We start from the raw sequence: 19,975 nt of genomic DNA on the forward strand, positions 1-19,975 counted from the left end.
CGAGATACGCGCCGACCTCCACCTCGGCCTGCTCCAACTCGCCTGCAGCATCATCTGCTTGCGTCGCCTCCGAACCTCATTCTGAAACGATCAGTAAGTTGGCGAGTCCGGGCGTGAGACGGCCCCCCGCCAGGCACAGCCACTGACCAGCACGTAGATGATCGCCGCGAGCAGCGTCTCATCAGGCGTGTCCTGCGTTCCGCCGCCCTGTGGCCGCACCTTCGACGGCGAGATCAACAACTTGGCGGTCTCCCACAACCCGTTCGGAACAATCCAGCACCGCCCAGCCGTGGGCGCGGCGCAGGGTCGCGGTGTCCGCAGCCGTACGCCTGCCCACACCCCGATGGCAAGGTGCAGAGGACGCCGCAAGAAATACGACAGAAGATGTCGGGTTTCGTGAAGACAGTAGGGGTGCCGGTCGGTGTCGTGGTGACGCGGGCCGGGACGACGGACAGACAAGGATCCTCATGCGTGAGACACCCGACGATCTCCACCGACTCCAAGCCCTCCTCGACGCCTCGCTCGCCCGCTCCACGGCGCACCTGCGGTCGATCATCAGCAGCGAGCGCACGCTCACCGCCGAGCAGCTCACCGGTGTGCTCACTGGAATGTGCACGCTTGCGCTGTCCACCGTGACGGCAAAGGGCGAGCCGCGGGTCAGCGGCGTGGACGGGCACTTCTTGCACGGCAAATGGCACTTCGGCACCGCGCGCGGCGCCGCCAAGGCCCGGCACCTCGCCGCCCGGCCCGCCGTCAGCGCCGCGCACATGCGCGGGGAGGACCTGGGTGTGTTCACACACGGCACCGCGGAGGTCCTCAACCCCCGAGACGGCGAGCCGGCCGCCGACTGGCCGGACCTGCTCGCGTACTTCCGGGGCTTCTATGGCGACGACGCCTTCGACTGGGACAACGAGGTGGTCTTCTACCGACTGCACCCGCAGTGGATGGCCGTGTTCGCCCCCGACCTCGCCAAGCTCGGCGGGAAGGCGGACGAGGCGTGACCCCGCCCGTGCCAGGCACGCGCATGCCGGCCCCACACGCTGCCGGGGTCGGCAAGACGCGCGACACCATCGACGTCGTGGGCGCCCGCACCAACAACCTGCGCGACGTGTCCGTCAGCATCCCCAAAGGCCGCCTCGTCGCCTTCACCGGCGTCAGCGGCAGTGGCAAGACCTCACTCGCCATCGACACCCTGCACAGCGAGGCCCAACTGCGGTATCTGGAGGGCCTTTCGCCGTTCGTACGCCAGTACATCACCCAGCGCAACCGCCCCAAGGTCGACCGCATCCTCGGCCTCAGCGCCACACTCGCGGTCGACCAGCGCCGCCTGAACCGCAACCCCCGCTCCACGATCGCTACCATCACCGGGATCGATGGGCACCTCGGACTGCTCTACTCGCGCCTTCCGCGGATCGGCACGGACACGGACCCGGCCACGGACGCCGCCCTGACCACTGCGCACTTCGACCGCCACACCCCCGAAGGCAGCTGCCCGGACTGCCACGGCGCCGGCGGACGCTGGCAGGCCCAGGAAGACCTCGTCATCACCCGCCCGGACCTCCCCCTCTTCGAAGGCGCCTCCCCCTGGTACGCCAAATGGCGGTCCGGAGAGCACATGTTCGTCCCCGCACTCGCCGCCAAACGCGGCGTGGACCTCGACCGCCCCTGGCAGTCGCTGCCCGCCGCTTTCCAGCACGAGGTCCTGTACGGCACCGGCGAGGAGGCGGTCGAGGCCACCATCGACATCCCGAACAAGAACGAGACGGCTCGTATGACCTACACCTCCAGCCAACCGCTGCGCGGCGCGCTCGCCGAGGTGGAACGGGTGTTCGTCAACGCCCAGACGGCCGACGCCAAGCAGCGCTACCTCCCGTACATGCGCAAGCAGCCCTGCGACGCCTGCCACGGCAGCGGATTCGATCGGGTCGCCCGGTCCGTACGTCTCGGCGGCCTGACCTACCCCGAGCTGCTGGACGTGGATGTACGCGAGGTCCGCCGCTGGGCCGGGCACGTCGCCGACTCCCTCGACCCTTGGCAGCGCACCGTCGGCGAGCCCCTGCTGCAAGACCTCGGACGCCGGATCCGCCTCCTGGACCGGCTTGGCCTGGCCCACCTGCAGCTGTCCCGCAGCGCCGCCACACTGTCCGGCGGTGAGTTGCAGCGCACCCGGCTCGTCGCTCAGCTCGGCACCGAGCTGAGCGACGTCATCTTCGTCCTGGACGAACCCGGCGCCGGGCTGCACCCGGCGGACAAGAACCACCTCCTCGGCATCGCGCTGGAGTTGCGCGAAGCCGGCAACACCGTCCTCCTCGTCGAACACGATCCCGAACTGATCGCCCGCGCCGACTGGATCGTCGATATGGGCCCCGGCGCGGGCCGCCTCGGCGGCGAGGTCCTGGTCTCTGGCTCACCCGCCCTGGTCGCCGCCAACCCCGCCTCGGCCACTGGCCGCTACCTGGCCGGCAACGGGCCGCGGCTGCGCCGTACCCCCCGCCCGGTCCGCGATGACGCCGACTGGGTAGAACTGCACGGCCTGCGCGCCCACAACACGGCCGCGGAGCTGCTGCGCCTCCCTGCCGGGCGGCTCACCTGCCTGACCGGGGTCAGCGGCAGCGGCAAGAGCAGCGTCCTGGGCGCACTCGCCGCGGGCGCGGCGGCCGCCCTCAAAGGCACGGCCGCCGACACCGTGCGCGAGGTGACCGGACTCGACGGGTTCGGCTGGGTCGCCGTGGTCGACCAGGAACCCCTCGGGCGCACGCCGCGATCCAACCCGGCCACGTACAGCAAGGCGTTCGACATCGTCCGCAAACTGTTCGCCGCCACCGATACGGCACGCGCACGCGGCGTCGACGCCTCCTGGTTCAGCTTCAACACCACCGGCGGCCGCTGCGAGACCTGCACCGGCTACGGCCGCAGGCTCGTCGACATGCACTTCCTCCCCGACATGTGGGTGGTGTGCGACACGTGCGACGGCCGGCGTTACGGACCCGAGGCCCTGGAGGTCACCTACCGGGGGCTGTCCGTCGACCAGGTGCTGGACCTGACCGTCGCCGAGGCCGGGGAGGTCTTCACCGAACCCCGGCAGCTCGCGGAGATCCTCACTGCGCTCGACCGGGTCGGGCTCGGCTACCTCCGACTCGGCCAGAGCGCCACCGAGCTGTCCGGCGGCGAGGCCCAGCGCCTCAAACTCGCGTCCTCGATCCAGCGCGGCGCGGCGAGCCGCAAGGCCGGCCTCGTCATCCTCGATGAACCCGTCTCGGGCCTGCACCCGTCCGACATCCAGCGGGTCGTCGACGCGCTCGACATGCTGCTCGACTCCGGCAACACCGTCGTCGTGGCCGAACACGACATCCCCGTCGCCGCGTCCGCGGATTGGGTGATCGACCTCGGACCGGGAGCCGGCCCCAACGGAGGCGCAGTGGTCGCGCAGGGCACCCCCGACACCGTCGCCGGCGCGGACACTCCCACCGCGGGATACCTGCGCCGGTACGCGGCCGGCCTGCCACTCCTGGACGCCTCGGAGGACGCACGGCGCTGACGTACGGCGTGCCGGCGCGACCTGCAGGGTCGCATGCGTGGTCCGCGGCGGCTGTCCGTTCGCCACGGGCCACGCATGGCTTGCACCGGGACCGGGCAAGCCCGAGCCGCCGCGTATCTCCGTACACGACCACAACTCACAGTCGCCAGACCATGGCTCGCCAACTACCAATCAGATCCGCCAGCTACCGATCAACGTCACACGATTCATCGGCGCTGTCACGTTGGTCGGCCGGGTGGGATGATCTTCTGGTTGATCGTGCTGGAGGGGGCTGTCCGTGGGGGCCGTGTCGTTGTCCTACAAGGGGCACCGGTACCCGGTCGGGGTGATCTCCCACTGTGTGTGGCTGTGCTTCCGTTTCCCGCTGTCGTTGCGCGAGGTCGAGGAGCTGATGCTCGAGCGCGGGATCGTCGTCTCCTACGGGACGGTGCGCCGCTGGTGCGCCGAGTTCGGGTCGGCCTACGCAGGCGCGCTGCGCCGTCGGCAGCCTCGGCCTGGGGACAAGTGGCACCTGGATGAGGTCTTCATCAAGATCAACGGGCGGGGCAGTACCTGTGGCGGGCGGTCGACCAGGACGGCAGCGTCCTGGACATCCTGGTGCAGAACCGCCGGGACAAGGCCACGGCCAGACGCTTCTTCCGCAGACTTCTGAAGAACACCGGCGCGGTGCCGCGGGTGATCGTCACCGACAAGCTCCGCTCCTACGGCGCCGCCCACCGAGAGGTCATGCCCTGCGTCGAACACCGGCAGTCGAAGTATCTGAACAACCGGGCGGAGAACAGCCACCAGCCCACCAGGCAACGCGAGCGGGCGATGAAAGGCTTTTGCTCGGTGGGCGGAGCACAGCGGTTCCTCTCCGCGTTCAGCAGCATCTCAACCCACTTCCGGCCCCGCCGTCATCTGATGACCGCTGCTGCCCACCGAGCCGAGACGACCGTCCGCTGCGCAATCTGGGAGCAGACCACCGGCGTCGCCGGCCTCGCCACCGCGGCCTGAGCACAGCTCGGAGCCAGGCCCCATCAGGCCGTGACTCATCATCAGAGACCGTCCGCCCAACAACGTGACAAGCGCCCGAGTTCGGCCAGTCGGCGGGTGCGGGCCAGTTCGACGGCGTCGCGCAGCGTGTACTTGCGGTATCCGTTGGGCTGTCGAGGAGGCTCGGGCAGCAGCCCGATGCGGTGGTAGTGCCGCACTGCCCGGGTGGTGATGCCGACGGCACCGGCGAGCTCTCCGGTGCGCATGGCACCCAGTAGAGACGTTGTCGCTGCGACAAGGTCAAGTGCTTTCCGCTTCACAGCAGCCCTGCGGCATGGGTCGTCAGAGAGGGTGCACGGCGGCCGCGGTGTCCGGCCAGAGCCAATTGACGGGCGCGTACTGCTTCTTCAGCGCGGCGCGTTCGCGGCCGTAGCCCCGCAGTGCGCTCTGCACCGCATCCGCCAGGCCGTCCAGGTCCTGCGGCACCGGCACCCGCAGCAGCAGATGCTGCTTGCGGTGGGCGAGGAGCAGCTCCCCTGCGGGGGTGCACTCCAGCAGGGCGAAGTGGACGAGGGGCTTGAACGGCTTGTCCAGGGTCGGTATCCGGGCGCGCAGCACGCCGTCGGTGCTCCACGCGTACAGGCCGTAGCGGTTGAGGTGGAAGGCGCGGGCGCGGTGCGGGTCGGCGACGACGGTGAAGTCGAAGCCGGTGAACGGGCTGTCCTCGCGCAGGTCCAGACCTTGCAGGCGGCCCCGCAGCACCCCGCGGTCGTCGACGAGGGCGAAGCTGAACTCCTGGCCCCGGTTGCTCGAACGGTAGGTCTTTCCGAAGACCGGGACGACGAACAGGTCGTCGCCGAGCGCTGCCGGGCGGGTCATCGTGGAGTCGAGGTAACCGTGGAGGTTCCCGCTCGTCCCGGTCAGCTCGGACAGGGCCTCGGTCAACGAGGGCGAGGGCCGGTTGCCGCGTCCCACCGGCTCGTCCCGGTACCGCACGTGCGGGTAGGAGTCGGCGTCGCTCTGGCGGTCGGTGCGCGCGTCCAGGGTCGCGACGGCGCGCAGCACGGGTGTGCGGCCCGGGCCGAGGGTGGCACCGGGCTCGGAGACGGCGACGATGTTGGGCAGGGCGCCGACCCAGTTGCTGATCCCGTACTCGGAGGTCATGCACAGCAGCCGGCCCGCGGGAGTGACGGTGACCGACGCGGCGAACGGTTTCTCCCCGGGGCCCTCCTTCCTCTTCCAGCCCGATGACATCGGCCAGGAGGCGAGGACCTCGTCGAGGTCCGGGGACAGCAGGTGGGTGCTGCCGGGCCCGGAGCTGACGGCGAGCGCGCCGTCCGGCATGACGGCCAGGGTCGCGTCGTCGCCCTCCGGCACGGCCGACGGGGAGCCGCCCGGCACCGCCTGACCGAACACGGCGGTGGCGGTGGGCTTTCCGTCGGTGTCGTAGCGGGTGATCAGCTGGTAGCCGAAATTCTGCTCGGCGGGGTCGGCCGAGCCGGCCGCATGTCCGCGGTAGCGGCGCAAGCCGGTCAGCACGTACGTGTCGCCGGCCGCCGTCGCCACGGCATGGTCGGTCCTGAGGCCCCATCCTCCGGCTTCCGGATCGAGACGGTGGGTGCCCAGCAGGGACGCGGGTGCGGTGATCGGCAGCAGTGTCATACGGGCATCCTCTCCCCTGCCACAGGTGAGTTGGCCGCGTGGTCGCACCTCGCGTCCTGCGGCGGGCGGGGCGACCTCGCCTTCTACCGGAAGCCGACTCCACACGGCATCGTCGGTGTCCTTCGCCGGTCTGCGGAGCGCGGCGGGGGCAGCGGCTCGGGGCGCGGGCGAGCAAGCGGAGGGTCGCCTTGCTCTTGGGCTGCTGGTGGCGCGTTGTCGTCGCTGCCGGGTGGACGCCGTTGACCGGGGCGGACGGGGGCGGTTTGCTCTGCTGCGCGCGGCCGCCGCCGGCATCGGAGGGTCCGGCCGCGCCCGCATGCGTCAGGGGAGACGACGGAGGGGACGGTCATGGCCGAAAGAGTGGTACGCGGGACGGGCGGGGGCAGGGGAAGAGGGCGGCCGACCGCCCGGCAGGCGGTGCGGGGCGGTGGGGTCCTCGCCGCCGTGGCGCTGTTGGGCGCCGGTATGGCCGTGCCCGCAGCGGCCGCGCCGGTGGGGGCCGGGCCGGCGGCGGTGCCGGGGCTCACCCAGCGGGTGAGCTACGGGTCGGGCGGCGGGCAGCTCACGGCCCCGTCGCAGGGCGGCGGCGTGAGTGAGAACGGGCGGTTCGTGCTGTTCTCCTCCGCGGCGGACGACCTCGTGCCGGGAGACACCAACGGCATCGAGGACGCCTTCGTCCGGGACACCTGGACCGGGCGCGTCCAGCGGGTCTCCCTGGGGGACCACGGCCAGCAGCTCACCGTCCCGTTCCGCGGGATGTCGCTCAGCGGCAACGGCCGCTACGTGGCCTTCGCCTCGGACGAGCCCGGGCTGGTGGAGGACGACACGGACGACCGGAGCGACGTGTTCGTCCTCGACCGGGTCACGGGCCGCACGGTGCGGGCGACGGCGGAGGGCGAGGGGGGCGGTTTCGACCCGTCGATCAGCCGGGACGGGCGGTACCTGGCCTTCTCCTCCACCCGCACGCCGGACCTTCCCGGTGGTGAGCGGGGCCGCCAGAACATCTACGTCCTCGACCGCAGGACCGGCGTCACACGGCTGGCCAGCGTCACCCGTGAGGGTGGCGTTCCCGATCAGCCCTCCCGCTCGGCCAGTATCAGCGCCGACGGGCAGCGCGTCGCCTTCATCTCCCGGACCTTCAGCCTGGCGGAGGACTCCGGCGACTCAGGTGGCGGGGACCAGGATCCCGAGGAAACGAGGGCTGCGGGCACCGCGGACGCGAAGTGGCCCGCCGGCGGCGACTCCGTATCCGGCGCCGAGGGGCCCGGGCAGGACGGCGGTGCCTCGATGCGCAAGCCGAGGCTCTATCCGATGTACGTCTACGACCTGCGCACCGGCCGTGTCCAGGGCGGCAGCATGGGACCGGACCGGCTGCTGGGGACCCCCTCCGGCCGGATCACCCCGGACGGACGGCACATCGCCTTCATCGGCTGGGAGATCGACAGGCGCCCCGAGGCCCCCTCCGGCGGACTGCTCCCGCACCGCTACATCGCCTACGTCCACGACCTGGAGACCGGGAAGACCGTCCAGGTGGCCCGGACCACCGCCGGTGAGGACGGCAACGGCGACGAGACAGAGATCGTCACCAGCGGTGACAGCCGCTGGGTCTACTTCGACTCCACCTCGGACGGCCTCGTCCCCGGCGACACCGACGGCCGACGTGACCTCTTCCGTCGCGATCTGCTGACCGGACGCACCGAGACGCTGTTCGACCTCGGGCAGAGCACCACGGGCCAGGCCGGCACCCTCGTCGCTGCAGACGCCCACGGCACCTCGGTGCTCGTCGCGGGCCCGGACGGCGTCTTCGGTTACCCAGGGGACACGAACGGGCACGACGACGTGTTCGTGCGCCGCGTCCTGCCCTGGTGAGCCCCGACCGGCCGCCCGACCGGGGCGGCTGAGCGCCGTCCGCCGGCCGGCACCACGCTCACCGCGCCGAGCCGGGCGCGCCCGCCGCACCGCCGCCCGGAGCAGGGCCGGTGGTGCGGTGGGCGGCCTCCCGACGTCCGGGGGGGTGCGCCGGTGTCGCAGCGGCGACGTGCAGGCCCCTTACGAGTTGGTGCGTGATTGCGGTTGAGGCGTGTTTGCCTGCTCAGGGTCATGGTCACGCGTTGGCGGTGCGGTCGGAGACGGGGCCGGCGATGGCCCGGTAGGTGTCGGGCAGGGCCTCTCGCCGGTGCGTCCAGCGGGTCAGCTGCTTCCAGCGTTCGTGGTCGGCGAGCGCGCGCTCGACGGGGATGCGCTTCGATGGGTGTCGGTGCCGGGCCTCTTCCCTGGCTGCGTGTACGTGCGGCAAAGCGATCTTGTTCGGTTTTCTGGGCGGTGTGATCGCCTGGCCGGGGCGGTCACGCCGGAGACCGAGGCAGCCGTCGTCCAGAAGCACTTCCACGTCCGGGAAGTGCTGGACACAGGTCCCGAGGCCTTCGCTGCGTGCGGCGGTCGCATCGTGCATCCGCCCTGGCCGCAGGGCGTCGGTCCAAAGAGGGCGGCCCCGATGGCCGACGACGACAGCGGCCTGCATCGTGTTCCGCTTCTTCTTGCCCGAGACCAACGCCCGGCGTCCGCCGCGGCCGGCTGCGGGCCGGCGGACCTGGATCTCGGTGGCATCCAGCCGCAGCGCGATGCCCTCGGCCCGGGCCTGGGCGAACACATCCGCCAGGGTCCGAAGCCGCAGGCCAGGACGGTCAGGGACCACGCATCCGCGTTCGGCCAGGAGCCCGCGTATCTCTCCGACCGCGCGGGTGACGGTGGAACGGTCGACACCGGACGACAGGGCCAGGACGGAGTGCGGGAGATCGTGCCGCAGATGGATCAGCGTGACGACCAGCCGGTCGGCGAACACCAGCCGATGCCGGGCACCGGCCCCCGCCTCACGCTTCCCGGCCCCGCCGCGGACCTCGCGACGACGACCCGCGACCACGGCCTGCCACGGGCCGGCCGACTCCTCGGCCAGGCAAGCCAGATGCTGCCGGGAGACACCGGTGAACAGCTGATGCGCGAGGACGCCCCGGTCGACCACGATCACCACGGACTGGATCATCCCACCCTCGCGCGATCACCCTTCAACCGCAATCACGCACCAGCTCGTAAAGCGACCGTGACTCCGGGAATCTGGGCGCCGGAGAGCTGGGCGGTGACCGTGACAGTAACCGTTACCTTCGTCCCCCGGGCCGGGGCTTGGGCCACCTTCGGCGTGACGGCCGGTTACGAGGTTCCCGGCGACCCGGGCACGCCCGAGGGCGGGGAGCTGCTGGAGGTGCTGTACGTGGAACTCAATGTGGACGGGTGACGAACGCCGGGTGGCTCAGTACGCGGAGTTGACGTTGTCGATGGAGCCGTAGCGGTGGGCGGCGTAGTTGGCTGCGGCGGTGATGTTGGCGACCGGGTCGGTGGAGCTGTTGGCGGTGCCGGCGACGTGGAATGCCTTGAACGTGGGGTCGATGACCTGGAGCAGGCCCTTGGAGGGGGTGCCGTTCTTGGCGTTGACGTCGTAGTTGTTCTGGGCGTTGGGGTTGCCGCTGGACTCGCGCATGATGTTGCGGTGCAGGCCCTCGTAGGTGCCCGGGATGCCCTTGGCCTTCATGATGGCCAGGGACTGCTTGATCCAGCCGTCGAGGTTGTTCGCCCCGCCCTTGGCACCGGCGGGGCCGGTGGCCTTGGAGGCGATGGCGGGGGCGGCCTTGGGGGCCTCGGTGGCGTGGGCGGTGGCCGGCATCAGCGTCAGGGCCGCGGCCGCGGCGCCGGTGGTGACCAGGCCGGTGACGGCCAGGTTGCGCAGACGGGCGAGGCGGGACGCAGCGGTGATCGCGGTCATGGGGGTCTCCTGGGGGACGTCTTTGAGGCGCCGGCCGGATTATCCGGTCGCGGCCTGTCGGGCGTCGGGGCAAGGCCCCGCACAACGCGGCAAACAAGGACGGCCCCGGCAATTCCTGCCCGGCCCGACCCGCTGCTTGCGGCGACGAGGAACATGGTTAACGACCACGAAAACAGGAAGCAAGAACGTGACCTACTACCCAAGAGAGTAGAATCTGCCCAATTCAGTCATTTAGTGGCTTTCCTGCGCGCCAGACCGCTGTACGGCTCTACGATCCCGCTTAGGACGTGACCTGCCTCTCGTGGGAGGCGTCACGCCGAGAGCCGCAAAACCAGGCTCCCGGCCCGGCTCGCTCCACCCGGAAGCCGGCAGAGCACAGCTCGCACATGCGTACACGCGTCGACCGGCCGGTACCGCGCGGCCACGCCGAGGAGATCCCGGTCCACGGCGAGGAGGAACCGGTGGTCGTGAAGCTGGACGTATGGGTCTCGAACACTAGAGTCCGCCTTCAAAGATCATCGGGTGGTGGATCATGGTGGCGTGATTCGCTGCCATGAACTCACCGGTCAGGAGTGGGAGTTGCTTGCTCCGCTGATACCGCGGGCCGCCACGGGACGGCCTCGGGTGGCAGACCGGCAGGTCATCAACGGGATGGCCTACAAGATCCGCACCGGCATCTCGTGGCGTGACCTGCCCGAACGCTACGGGCCTTGGCAGACGGTCTATACCCGTCTTCCGCCGCTACGCGATCGACGGCGTGTTCACCCGGGCCCTGCAGCAGATCCAGGCCCAGGCGGACGCCACCGGGGACATCGACTGGCTGGTCCAGATCGACTCCACCATCGTCCGCGCCCACCAGCACGCCGCCGCCACCGGCCGAAAAGGGGGATCCACCGGCCGGACGAACCGGACGATCACGCCCTCGGCCGATCCTGAGGCGGACTGACTACCAAGATCCACCTCGCCCGCGACGGCAAAGGCCGTCCCCTGGCCCCCTCGTCACACCGGGCCAGCGCCATGACAGTGTCTGTGCACGCATCCTGCTCGAACGTATCCGCGTTCCCCGCAGCGGCCCGGCCGGCCACGCTGCCGACCCGACCAGGTCATCGCGGACAAGGCTTACAGCTCCCGCGGTTTCCGCGCCTACCTGCGACGACGCGGCATCGCGCACACCATTCCCGAAAAGGCCGACCAGCGGCGGCACCGGCTGCAGCGCGGGAGCCGCGGCGGTCGACCGCCAGGATTCGACCGGGAGACCTACCGCCGGCGCAACCTCGTCGAACGCTGCTTCAACCGACTCAAAGGCTTCCGTGGCATCGCCACCAGATACGACAAGACCGCCACCTCCTACGAGGCAGCGGTCAGTCTCGCGTCATTTCTGCTCTGGGCAAGATCCGTTTGAAGACGGACCCTAGTACTCCAGTAGCGGATCGTGTCCTGAGCTGCGTTTTCGGTAGTGGCAGCGGCGGGCGACGGTCTGGCGGCGTCTTCTCCAGGCCGACCACTTCAGTGCGTGGGTGACGGGGTCGCGGTCGGCTCGTGGGTGGGGCAGGAGAGTGTCCAGGAGCCGCCGGACTTCTGCCACGGTGAGCGGGATGAGGGCTGATCCGTTTCTGCACCCCCCTTTGCGGTCTCGCCGCTGGCCTGGGGTTGTGCTGCGAGTACGGTCAGGACGGCGTGGGCGAGCATGGCCAGGGTGATGTGCCGATACCAGCCGGGATAGCGACGGACCTCGTACTGGTCGAGGCCGCATTCGCTCTTCGCGGCCTGGAAGCATTCCTCGATCGCCCAGCGGGAGCCGGCGATGCGGGCCAGCTCGGCGATCTCGGCGCCGACGGGGGCGTAGGCCAGGTAGTAGGCGACCTCTTCGGGGTCGGACAGGCTGCGGCGAGCCATGACCCAGCGGTGGTGGGTCGGCGGGTCGGGGTCGAAGACGAGGTTGGCGGGCAGCTTGGCCGCGGCCCAGTCGTAGACCCGTGGGCCCTTGGCGCCGTCGCCGCAGGACAGCCGCTGCCAGGCATCACCGGGGGCTTCCTCGATGAGCTGGTCGATGCGCCAGATGCCGGCCAAGGGCTTGATCTGCTGGGACTTGGGCACCGCCACCACGTAGCCGATGTCGTATTGCTCGAGCAGGCGGCGGAAGTGCCAGTCCTGCCCATAGGCCTCGTCCGCGGTGACCCACCTGGCGGGCAGGCCGGCGGCCAGGCAGCGGCGGACGATTCCTCAAAAGGAGGTCCACCGGCGGACGAACCAGGTCGATCCGGTCCTTCGGAAACTGCTCGTCCGGTTGAAGGAGGTGGTCAGGTCGGCGAGTGTCCGGGACGCTCCCGCGGCGCCTTCACCACCAAGAACCACCTCGCAGCCGACGGACGATGCAGCTCACTCGCCCTCCTCCTGACACCCGGACACTATGGAGACGGCCCCCAACTCGAGCCGGTCCTGCAGCAGATGTCAGTGCCCCGTCCCGGAGTCGGCCGACCTCGCACCCGACCTGGCCATGTCTTGGCCGACAAGGCCTACACGTCCCGGGAAAACCGCCGCTACCTGCGACGAAACGGCATATCCCACACCATCCCCGAACGGCTCGACCAGCAAAGACACCGCCACAACCGCGGATCCCGCGGCCGACCCACCGGCTCCGACCGCGAACGCCACAAAAAGCGCAACACCGCCGAACGCGCCATCAACCGCCTGAAGGGCTTCCGCGCCGTCGCCACCCGCTACGAGAAAAGGGCCTACACCCACCTCGGCACCATCACCCTCGCAGCACTCATCATCTGACTCCGCACATGATCCAAGAAACAGCGCCTAGCTCACCGTCGAGGACCAGCGGCTCGCGCAGGCCCGCCCGGCGGCCGTGGTCTCGGGGAAGGCGGTGCTGAGGTCGGCACCGTTGCGGGACTGCAGGGCGCGCGGCCGGGGCCCAGCGCAATCCTCCGTCACCTGACCAGCGGCCCGACCTACGACTGAGGTGGTCGCAAGGCGCCGGCCATGACGGTGGTCACCATCTTGCGGACGGCGGCGGTCTGCGGCGGGGCGCTTGTCCGGTCGGCGAACAGCAGGTGCCCGGCCCCGACGAGGGTGGGGGCGAGTGTGTCGATGTCGGCATCACCGGCCAGGCGCCCCAACTCCCGCTCGGCGGTGAGATAGGCGGCGATCATGACGGTGCCTTGCATGGCCAGGGGGATGCCGATCAGACCGGCCTCGCGCAGCCGGGCCCGGAGGCCGTCACGGAAGGTGATGAGCGCGACGACCGCCACCGTGACCGGCCCGAACAGGTCCTGCAGCGCGTCGGCGAGGTTGTCCACCACGCTCCCGGAGCCGGCGGCCGCGCGCAGAATCGTGGTCCGCTCCTCGATGCCGCGGACGCGGTCGAGGACCAGTTCCGCCAGGAAAGCGTCGAAGTCGGTGAAGTGCCGGTGCAGCACACCCTTGGCACAGTTCGCCTCCTCCGTGACCGCCCGGCTGGTCAACGCGTCGGGCCCGTCCCGAAGCAGGACGCGCTCGGCGGCTTCGAACAACTGGCCACGCACGTTATGGATGTGCACCCCTGACGGCATCGTCTCCCTTTCCACGCCGCCCCGCCTTAACAAGTGGGCAACCGCCCATTACTGTGGGCGCATGCCCACTTTATCGCAGGGACAGCCGGACAAGTCCGGCCCCGAACCCCACCGCCACCGGCAGACAGCCGAGTCGTTCGGAGTGGACGCCGAACGCTACGACCGCGCCCGACCGCCGTATCCCCAGGCCCTGGTGGACAGGATCATCGCGGCAAGCCCCGGCCGGCACGTCCTCGACGTCGGAGCCGGGACCGGCATCGAGGCCCGGCAGTTCCAGGCGGCCGGCTGCACGGTGCTCGGTGTCGAGCCCGACGAGCGGATGGCCGCCTTCGCACGACGCAGCGATGTCGAGGTCGAGGTCGCCAGGTTCGAGAACTGGCAGCCGGCCGGACGTCAGTTCGACGCGGTCATCGCCGGCACCGCCTGGCACTGGGTGGACCCCGTCGCCGGCGCGGCCAAGGCGGCCCAGGTCCTCCGGCCCGGCGGCCGACTCGCCCCCTTCCACCACGTCCCCCAACTCCCGGCCGAGGTGATCGACGTCCTCACCGAAGCACTCCAACGAGTCGCCCCCGATTCCCCGTTCAACCCCGATCTGCTGAGAGGCTCGGCCGTGGACGCCTACCAGCCACTGTTCGCGAAAATCGCCGACGGGATCCGGCAGACCGGCAGCTTCAGCGAGCCCGAACAGTGGCGCTTCGCCTGGGAACGCACCTACTCCCGAGAGGAGTGGCTCGACCAGCTCCCCACCTTCGGCGGCCTCACCCAACTCCCCGCAGACAAAATGGCGGAGGTCCTGGACAGCGCCGGGACCGCGATCGACAAGCTCGGCGGCCACGCCACCATGCCCTACACGTCCGTCGTGATCACCTCGACCCGCTCCCATACGGCCTGACCACCGCAAACGCTGGGTGTCGCCGACTGATGAACTCGGCGACACACGCCGGGGAGCGGGAAAGGTTCACCGGCTTGTTGCGCCGGACCTCAGTCCAACGGTCCGTCCCGGCGACCGGCACGATTGGTACTCGCGCCATCTGGCCACTGCACGATCAGCACTGTTGCCCTTGACGGGCTTCACCGGCGTCGGCGGGCGAGGACGTCCGAACAGTAGCAGCCAGGGCCTGGGTCTTCCGGGCGTAGCGCGATGGGTTCGGCTGGCCGAGATGCCATCCGATCGGCAGGGCGATCACCGTCTTCTGGGTTATCTCGCCCATCCGCGGCCGGTCATCTGCCTACGATCCGGTCTGCGGACAACGGGGAGGTCGGGCGATGCACGCGCTCGAAGCGGCGGTCGTCCGGTTGGCGTCGACGGTGTTCCAGACGGTCGCGAAGGCAGTGCTGACGCCGAAGCCGGGGGGCGGGTCTGGTAGCGGATCCGGTACGACCGCTGTCGAAGCCGGCGAGGCCGGAGAAACTGGCGCGGGTCCTCGGGGAGCGCATCGCGTCCGCGTACGCCTCGGTGCCGGAGTGGGAGAGGCTGGCGGCGGTCCAGGACACGTTCGCCGCCGCGGGCCCAATCGACGCCGCCCGGTTGCTCACGGTGGACCTCGATCCCGGACGCCTGACTGACGAACTCCGGCGGCCCGTGGCGGACCTGGTGGAACGCGCCCGTGACCTGTACGAGGAGCTTGCTCCGGCTGTGCTGTGCGCACCTGGTGGAACAGCTCACGGCTCACCCGACGTTTGCGGCGTGGGCGGCGGTGGAGCACACGCGGCGGACAAACCGCGCTCGGTCTCGAGGAGTGGTACGCGGACTTCGTCGCCGGGACGCACGCGCGTCTGGAGCTGTTCGGGGTCACCCTGGGCGGCCGACGCTGTGCTGGCCGCTGGATACCGCGTACATCAGCCTGACGGTGGACGACGAGCGTGTTCATGAGCCTCACCACGAAGCGCTCGGTGTCTCGGAAGCTACGCGAACCTCGGTGAAGTGGAGCAGGCTCTCGCGGGCTGCGACCGGCTGGTGCTGCGGGGACCGGCCGGGTCGGGGAAGTCGACGCTGGTGCAGTGGCTGGCGCTGAATGCGGCACGACGAACCTTCGCCCCGGAGCTGGTGGATCTCAACCGGCACGTGCCGTTCTTGTAACGGCTGAGGTCCTTCAACATGCCGGACAGGCTGCCCATGCCGGAGGACTTCCTTTCAGCCTCCGGCGAGCCGTTGCGTGCAATGGCTGAAGGGACTGACCAGCGCGGTATGTCGTGACCACGCGGCCGTCCGCCGGTGCCCGAGGACTGGCTGGCGGCGCAGGGCTTCGCGGCACCCACGCTGCTGCCGATGGAGCGGGACGACGTCCGAGCGTTCGTCCGGCACTGGCACGACGCGGTTCGCCAGGAGTGCGTTCGCGGACGCCGAGCGCGAGTCACTGGAGCGGTATGAGGCGAGCCTGAACCGTGCGGTGTCGACGCGCTCACGTCCGCCTTCTCGATCGCTCGGCGCAGCTTTCCGCGGCTTCTTGCTGTCGTGACACCCAGGCGCACCCCGTCGGCGGCACGTACCGGCAGGATCTGGTACGTGCCGCCGTACGAGAAGGTCGCCAGGAGCCTGACGGTGGTGATCCGGTTGAGGTCGACGGACCGTTCGCAGGTCAGGGCGCGCCGTCAGATGCGACGGTGAGTGCCGGAACGGGCCCCTCGCTCCTCGCACAGTCTCGGCAACAGGAAGGCGCTGGCGATCCAGGACAGCAGGCCGATCGTGGTCGGTGTGCCCTCGGGGGTTATTCCCGTCCTGGCCAGTCCGTGGCCACCGAGAGGCAGCAGGGTGACCGATACGGCCAGGCCCGTTCCGATACGTGCACGCGCCACGCAGCGGACGGTGGTTGCTTCCACTGGCGTCCCTCCATTCCTGCCGAAGGCGTCAGCGTGTACGTGCGGTGGACTTCTGCGCATTGCCGGTGTCCGGCGATCTTCGGGGCCGTGACCGACAGGCGACTTCAACAGCACCGGTGCATAACGGCGCGCAGCCCGGGAGGCGCTGTCCGGCCATGCCCATCGTCCGGGAGTACCCGCGCCCCCTGTTCGCGGATCTGACTGGCCGGGCGCCGGAACCAGCTACGCACCCTGGGTCAGCAAACCGGCGTCGATGACCTCAGCGATCAAGGTGGCGCCGCGGCTGTTCTGGTGGATGTGATCGGTCGTGAGCACGAGGTTTCGACGCCGCGAGATCGTGTCGAGGCTGCGGCGAAGCACGGCGCGTTGGACGAGGACGCCGAGGCCCGCTGCGGGGGTCACCTCCCGGTAGGGAATCGGCGGTGGGTCCGCTTGGCGAAGTTCCTCGATCTGGCGTTCGTGGAGTGGAAGGTAAGTCACCTCGTTGGTGGTGGCGACTTCGGCGATCATCCGGCTGTACGCCTGCGATGCCTGCGCTGCTGCTCCGTCGAGTTGTTGGCCGAGAACCGGGAGCGACAGCAGACCGATCGTCGCGTCGGTCTCCGCTCGCAGCCGTGCGACGACGGCTCCCAGGCACTGCTGGAACCAGCCGGCTGACGGGCGTTCGGGGAGCTGCTTGCGCTTCATGACCTTATCGACGCGGTAGCCGGCAAGGCTCGCTCGGGCGTCGTTGGTCCCGATCAACACGGTGATGACGTCGGGCGGGTTCGCGATGACGGCGTCGAGGCTCCGCAAGAGGTTGTAGGCGAAGTCACCGTTGGCGCCGAAGCGGGCAAGCTGCAGATCACCGGGAGGGCGGCGTCGTCCGAGGAGGTCCAGGTAGTCGGCGCTGATCAGCGCGCGGGTGAGGCTGTCGCCGAGGCAGGCGATGCGCGTCGTCATGGTGCTTCCGGGCCGGGCGTGTCGATGCGTTCGGTCGGGCGGGTGCCGGTGCGAGGACGGTGGTCGGTGCCGAGGGTCGCAGTGACGGCCAGGATGGAGGCAGGCCCCTCCATGTCGACCGTGTGCCATACCCCGGCCGGGTTGATGGTGGCCTCACCCGGCCCGAGCAGAACGCGGTCGGGCACCCCGTCCACGTCGCGGGTGACCGTCACCGCCCCGTTGAGGCAGACGACCAGTTCGTCGCCTGCGGGGTGGCTCTCCCAATGGTCACCGGGACCATCGCCGTCGAAGATCATCACCATCCGGCCCTCGACGCCGTCTGCCGCGACCGCGGCGCTGTAGGCCTGGAGCACCTCCGGGTCCCAGGCGAAGCCCTCGACGGGTTTCGCTCTCGATCCCAGTCCGAGGTGCACGGGGGTGCTCCGCAGGTTCATGGCATTGCGTTCGTGATCGACGAGTCTCATGCCGACGATCGTCCACGACAGCGATCGGGCGGTCTTGAAGGAAAGGGAAGAGAAGCCGACGCGACGAGCAGACGGCCGGCGGCTACCCGACTCCGAGGAGGACTTCGCCGCGACGCCAGGCCGTCGGTGATCGGTTCGTGAACTCGCGCCAGTCCCGAACGAGATGGGCCTGGTCGGCGTAGCCGGAGACGGTTGCCACATCGGCCCACGGGAGCGGGTCCTGCGCCGCCGCCAGTTCGTGCGCGTGCTCGAAGCGCAAGACTCGGGCGAAGGTCTTCGGCGACAGGCCCACCTCACCACGAAACCGCTCGGTGAGGTATCGCCGGCTCCAGCCGAGTTCCGCGGCGACCGCACCAACCTGGACACAACCCCGCGCGGCGACGAGACGGCGCCACGCCTCGGCCACCTCGGGGCGCTCCCGGGGCACGCGGTCGCCGCCGGAGCCGCGGCCGACGGCTCGGAGGAGCAATTCGTCCAGCGCGGTGAACCGCGCGGTCCATGTTGACGCCGTTCGGAGCCGGTCGACCAGCTCGACGGCAAGCGCTCCGAGAAGTTCGTCGAGTGGGACCAGTCGGTGGGCGAGCTCGGCGGCGGGCATGCCGTAGATGGCCCGGGCCCCGAGCGGTGTCAGCGACACCCGCACACCTTGCTGGCGTCCGTCGTGATGGATCGCGACGGACCGGCACATCAGACCGCCGGCCACGCTGCTGAATCGGGTGACCGGTGATCCGTCGTCAACGCCCGCCGCTACCTCCAAAGGTTCTGACAAGCTGATCACCGCGGTGAGCGCGCGTCCCGGCGGGCCGCAGTGCACCCCCGCCGGGAGCCCGCGGAGGTCGAAGCCGACATACGAGTCGACGTACTCCCGCAAAACGCGCGCCGGACGTGCACCGATCCCGGTGGCCGTGTGGTCCTCCATTTTCGTCAGTGTACGAGCCGCCCGGCCAGGAAGATCTCCATCCAAGGGCTCTACTTCTCTACACCCGAGCATGGGCTCAAGAAGTCCTGAGACAGGGACAGCTTGAAGCTACGCAGGTCCACGATGCTCGAACCGGCTGCGTCGGCATTGCGGCACAGCCGTCGCATCCGCGGAGGGCAGGGCCGGGCACGCGGCCGCTGGCGTGCTGGTGCGCGGCCATGCCGCAGGGGCCGTGCGGCGAGGGCTGCAGGGCGCAGCACAGCCCCTGAGTCAAGAGGCCAACGGGGGCGAGAGGAGCTTGGCGCGGTAGCCTGACGATCATGGTGGACTGGGGGATTCGGCTGGCTGCGGTTGCGGACGTCGAGGCGGTTGCCGAGCTGCGGGCCGTGGTGCTGCGGGCAGATTTGGAACGGCTCGGGCGGTACGACGATCAACGAGTGCGGCAGCGACTGCGGGACGGGTTCGCTCCGGCGCACACCTGGGTGATCGAGGTGAGTGGTGCTTTCGCCGGCTGTGCGTCGCTACGCCCGGCTGAGGACGCTCACTGGCTGGAGCACTTCTATCTGGCCCCGCACCTGCAGGGAGGTGGCATCGGAACGGCCGTGCTGCGTGAGCTCCTGGAGCAGTGCGACCGCGATGGCGGCGTGTCGGCGTTCGTCGGGCAGGACCTCGCTATAGGCCAGGCGGGAGTGGTCGTCGACGGCCGAGTGGATGTAGCTTTAGCCGATCACCGGCGTGCAGCTCTTGCGTTCGTTGGGGGTGGCCTGGCGGTTGCGGTCGCCTGCGGTCCTGCCGACGGTTCGCCAGCCGCCGCCGTCGGGGATGTCGCCGAGTTTTTTGATGTCGACGTGGATCAGTTCGCCGGGCCTGGCGCGTTCGTAGCGGCGGACCGGCTCGCCGGTGGGCCGGTCCAGCCGGTTCAGGCCGTGCCGGACCAGGATCCGGTGCACGGTCGAGGCAGGCAGGCCCAGGATCGGGCCGATCCTGGCCGGGCCGAGTTTGCGGCCGGTCCGCAAGCGGCAGACCCGAGCCTCGAGGGCGGCGGGAGTCCGGTGCGGGAGCGTGTGGGACCGACTGGAACGGTCGTGCAGGCCCGCGTCGCCCTCGGCCCGCCAGCGGCGGACCCATTTGTGGGCGGTGGGACGGGATATGCCCATCTCCGCGGCCGCGTGCGCGACAGGTCGGCCCGCGAGGACGCGTTCGACCAGGATCCGTCTGCCGTGAACGGTCGGCCGGGCATTACGGCAGGACACGAAGACCTCCGTGTGCGGTGAAGCCCAG

Annotated in this window: 13 protein-coding genes and 9 pseudogenes; 11 read left to right on the forward strand and 11 right to left on the reverse strand. The window is 70.1% G+C overall.

Features of this window, described 5'->3' with window-relative positions:
* Positions 1-126: 126 nt before the first annotated feature.
* Positions 127-321 (reverse strand): annotated as a pseudogene (locus ACZ4V6_RS28785) (hypothetical protein); the annotation flags it as partial.
* A 146-nt stretch (positions 322-467) separates the two neighbouring features.
* Here ACZ4V6_RS28785 and ACZ4V6_RS28790 point away from each other — a divergent pair.
* The 3 genes and pseudogenes from ACZ4V6_RS28790 (at position 468) to ACZ4V6_RS28800 (ending at position 4,534) form a co-directional block, all read left to right on the forward strand.
* Complete coding sequence (locus ACZ4V6_RS28790) at positions 468-1,001, forward strand: pyridoxamine 5'-phosphate oxidase family protein (RefSeq protein WP_467833170.1); 534 nt, start codon at positions 468-470, stop codon at positions 999-1,001.
* 23 nt (positions 1,002-1,024) lie between these two features.
* Positions 1,025-3,538: an excinuclease ABC subunit UvrA gene (locus ACZ4V6_RS28795; RefSeq protein WP_467833172.1), complete on the forward strand. Its 2,514-nt coding sequence runs from the start codon at positions 1,025-1,027 to the stop codon at positions 3,536-3,538.
* Between the two features lie 277 nt (positions 3,539-3,815).
* Positions 3,816-4,534 (forward strand): annotated as a pseudogene (locus ACZ4V6_RS28800) (IS6 family transposase).
* Positions 4,535-4,608: 74 nt separating this feature from the next.
* Here ACZ4V6_RS28800 and ACZ4V6_RS28805 read toward each other — a convergent pair.
* Both ACZ4V6_RS28805 and ACZ4V6_RS28810 read right to left on the reverse strand, forming a co-directional pair.
* A pseudogene (locus ACZ4V6_RS28805) lies at positions 4,609-4,779 on the reverse strand (MerR family transcriptional regulator); the annotation flags it as partial.
* A 76-nt stretch (positions 4,780-4,855) separates the two neighbouring features.
* Complete coding sequence (locus ACZ4V6_RS28810; RefSeq protein WP_467833175.1) at positions 4,856-6,175, reverse strand: hypothetical protein; 1,320 nt, start codon at positions 6,173-6,175, stop codon at positions 4,856-4,858.
* Between the two features lie 348 nt (positions 6,176-6,523).
* On the opposite strand from ACZ4V6_RS28810, the gene ACZ4V6_RS28815 reads away from it, so the two are divergent.
* The gene (locus ACZ4V6_RS28815) at positions 6,524-8,044 is read left to right on the forward strand and encodes a hypothetical protein (protein WP_467833178.1); all 1,521 of its coding nucleotides are present in this window, start codon (positions 6,524-6,526) and stop codon (positions 8,042-8,044) included.
* 235 nt (positions 8,045-8,279) lie between these two features.
* On the opposite strand, the gene ACZ4V6_RS28820 is transcribed toward ACZ4V6_RS28815, so the two are convergent.
* Positions 8,280-9,095, reverse strand: a complete 816-nt coding sequence (locus ACZ4V6_RS28820; protein WP_467833399.1) for a transposase — start codon at positions 9,093-9,095, stop codon at positions 8,280-8,282.
* On the opposite strand from ACZ4V6_RS28820, the gene ACZ4V6_RS28825 reads away from it, so the two are divergent.
* On the forward strand, positions 8,982-9,464 hold the full coding sequence (locus ACZ4V6_RS28825; protein ID WP_467833409.1) for a hypothetical protein: 483 nt from the start codon (positions 8,982-8,984) through the stop codon (positions 9,462-9,464). The two genes, ACZ4V6_RS28820 and ACZ4V6_RS28825, sit on opposite strands and share 114 nt — an antisense overlap.
* A 15-nt stretch (positions 9,465-9,479) precedes the next feature.
* Here ACZ4V6_RS28825 and ACZ4V6_RS28830 read toward each other — a convergent pair whose 3' ends face one another.
* On the reverse strand, positions 9,480-9,989 hold the full coding sequence (locus ACZ4V6_RS28830; RefSeq protein WP_467833180.1) for a transglycosylase SLT domain-containing protein: 510 nt from the start codon (positions 9,987-9,989) through the stop codon (positions 9,480-9,482).
* A gap of 543 nt (positions 9,990-10,532) precedes the next feature.
* Here ACZ4V6_RS28830 and ACZ4V6_RS28835 point away from each other — a divergent pair.
* Positions 10,533-11,391 (forward strand): annotated as a pseudogene (locus ACZ4V6_RS28835) (IS5 family transposase).
* Between the two features lie 104 nt (positions 11,392-11,495).
* Here ACZ4V6_RS28835 and ACZ4V6_RS28840 read toward each other — a convergent pair.
* Positions 11,496-12,209: pseudogene (locus tag ACZ4V6_RS28840) on the reverse strand (IS701 family transposase); the annotation flags it as partial.
* 60 nt (positions 12,210-12,269) lie between these two features.
* On the opposite strand from ACZ4V6_RS28840, the pseudogene ACZ4V6_RS28845 reads away from it, so the two are divergent.
* Positions 12,270-12,770 (forward strand): annotated as a pseudogene (locus ACZ4V6_RS28845) (IS5 family transposase); the annotation flags it as partial.
* 179 nt (positions 12,771-12,949) lie between these two features.
* On the opposite strand, the gene ACZ4V6_RS28850 reads toward ACZ4V6_RS28845, so the two are convergent.
* Positions 12,950-13,537 (reverse strand): TetR family transcriptional regulator, encoded by a 588-nt coding sequence (locus tag ACZ4V6_RS28850; protein ID WP_467833182.1) that lies wholly within the window; start codon positions 13,535-13,537, stop codon positions 12,950-12,952.
* 73 nt (positions 13,538-13,610) lie between these two features.
* On the opposite strand from ACZ4V6_RS28850, the gene ACZ4V6_RS28855 reads away from it, so the two are divergent.
* The 3 genes and pseudogenes from ACZ4V6_RS28855 to ACZ4V6_RS28865 all read left to right on the forward strand — a co-directional run bounded on the left by ACZ4V6_RS28855 (position 13,611) and on the right by ACZ4V6_RS28865 (position 15,629).
* Complete coding sequence (locus tag ACZ4V6_RS28855; protein WP_467833184.1) at positions 13,611-14,441, forward strand: class I SAM-dependent methyltransferase; 831 nt, start codon at positions 13,611-13,613, stop codon at positions 14,439-14,441.
* A 564-nt stretch (positions 14,442-15,005) separates the two neighbouring features.
* Positions 15,006-15,095, forward strand: a pseudogene (locus ACZ4V6_RS28860) (hypothetical protein); the annotation flags it as partial.
* A gap of 378 nt (positions 15,096-15,473) precedes the next feature.
* A complete protein-coding gene (locus tag ACZ4V6_RS28865) occupies positions 15,474-15,629 on the forward strand; it encodes an NACHT domain-containing protein (protein WP_467833187.1) in 156 nt (51 codons plus the stop codon).
* A gap of 962 nt (positions 15,630-16,591) precedes the next feature.
* Here the strand turns inward: ACZ4V6_RS28865 and ACZ4V6_RS28870 are convergent.
* From ACZ4V6_RS28870 to ACZ4V6_RS28880, 3 genes are all read right to left on the reverse strand, one after another.
* Entirely contained in the window at positions 16,592-17,311 is a 720-nt protein-coding gene (locus ACZ4V6_RS28870; RefSeq protein ID WP_467833189.1) for an SGNH/GDSL hydrolase family protein, read from the reverse strand.
* Positions 17,308-17,775 (reverse strand): cupin domain-containing protein, encoded by a 468-nt coding sequence (locus ACZ4V6_RS28875; protein WP_467833192.1) that lies wholly within the window; start codon positions 17,773-17,775, stop codon positions 17,308-17,310. Before ACZ4V6_RS28875 ends, ACZ4V6_RS28870 begins: the two co-directional genes overlap by 4 nt.
* Before the next feature lie 82 nt (positions 17,776-17,857).
* Entirely contained in the window at positions 17,858-18,694 is an 837-nt protein-coding gene (locus ACZ4V6_RS28880; protein ID WP_467833196.1) for an AraC family transcriptional regulator, read from the reverse strand.
* A gap of 320 nt (positions 18,695-19,014) precedes the next feature.
* Between ACZ4V6_RS28880 and ACZ4V6_RS28885 the strand changes: the two are divergent.
* Positions 19,015-19,335 (forward strand): annotated as a pseudogene (locus tag ACZ4V6_RS28885) (GNAT family N-acetyltransferase); the annotation flags it as partial.
* Here the strand turns inward: ACZ4V6_RS28885 and ACZ4V6_RS28890 are convergent.
* Positions 19,333-19,947 (reverse strand): annotated as a pseudogene (locus ACZ4V6_RS28890) (helix-turn-helix domain-containing protein); the annotation flags it as partial. The pseudogenes ACZ4V6_RS28885 and ACZ4V6_RS28890 sit on opposite strands and share 3 nt — an antisense overlap.
* Positions 19,948-19,975 lie beyond the last annotated feature (28 nt).

The sequence above is a fragment of the Streptomyces sp. NPDC029152 genome (assembly GCF_055564355.1).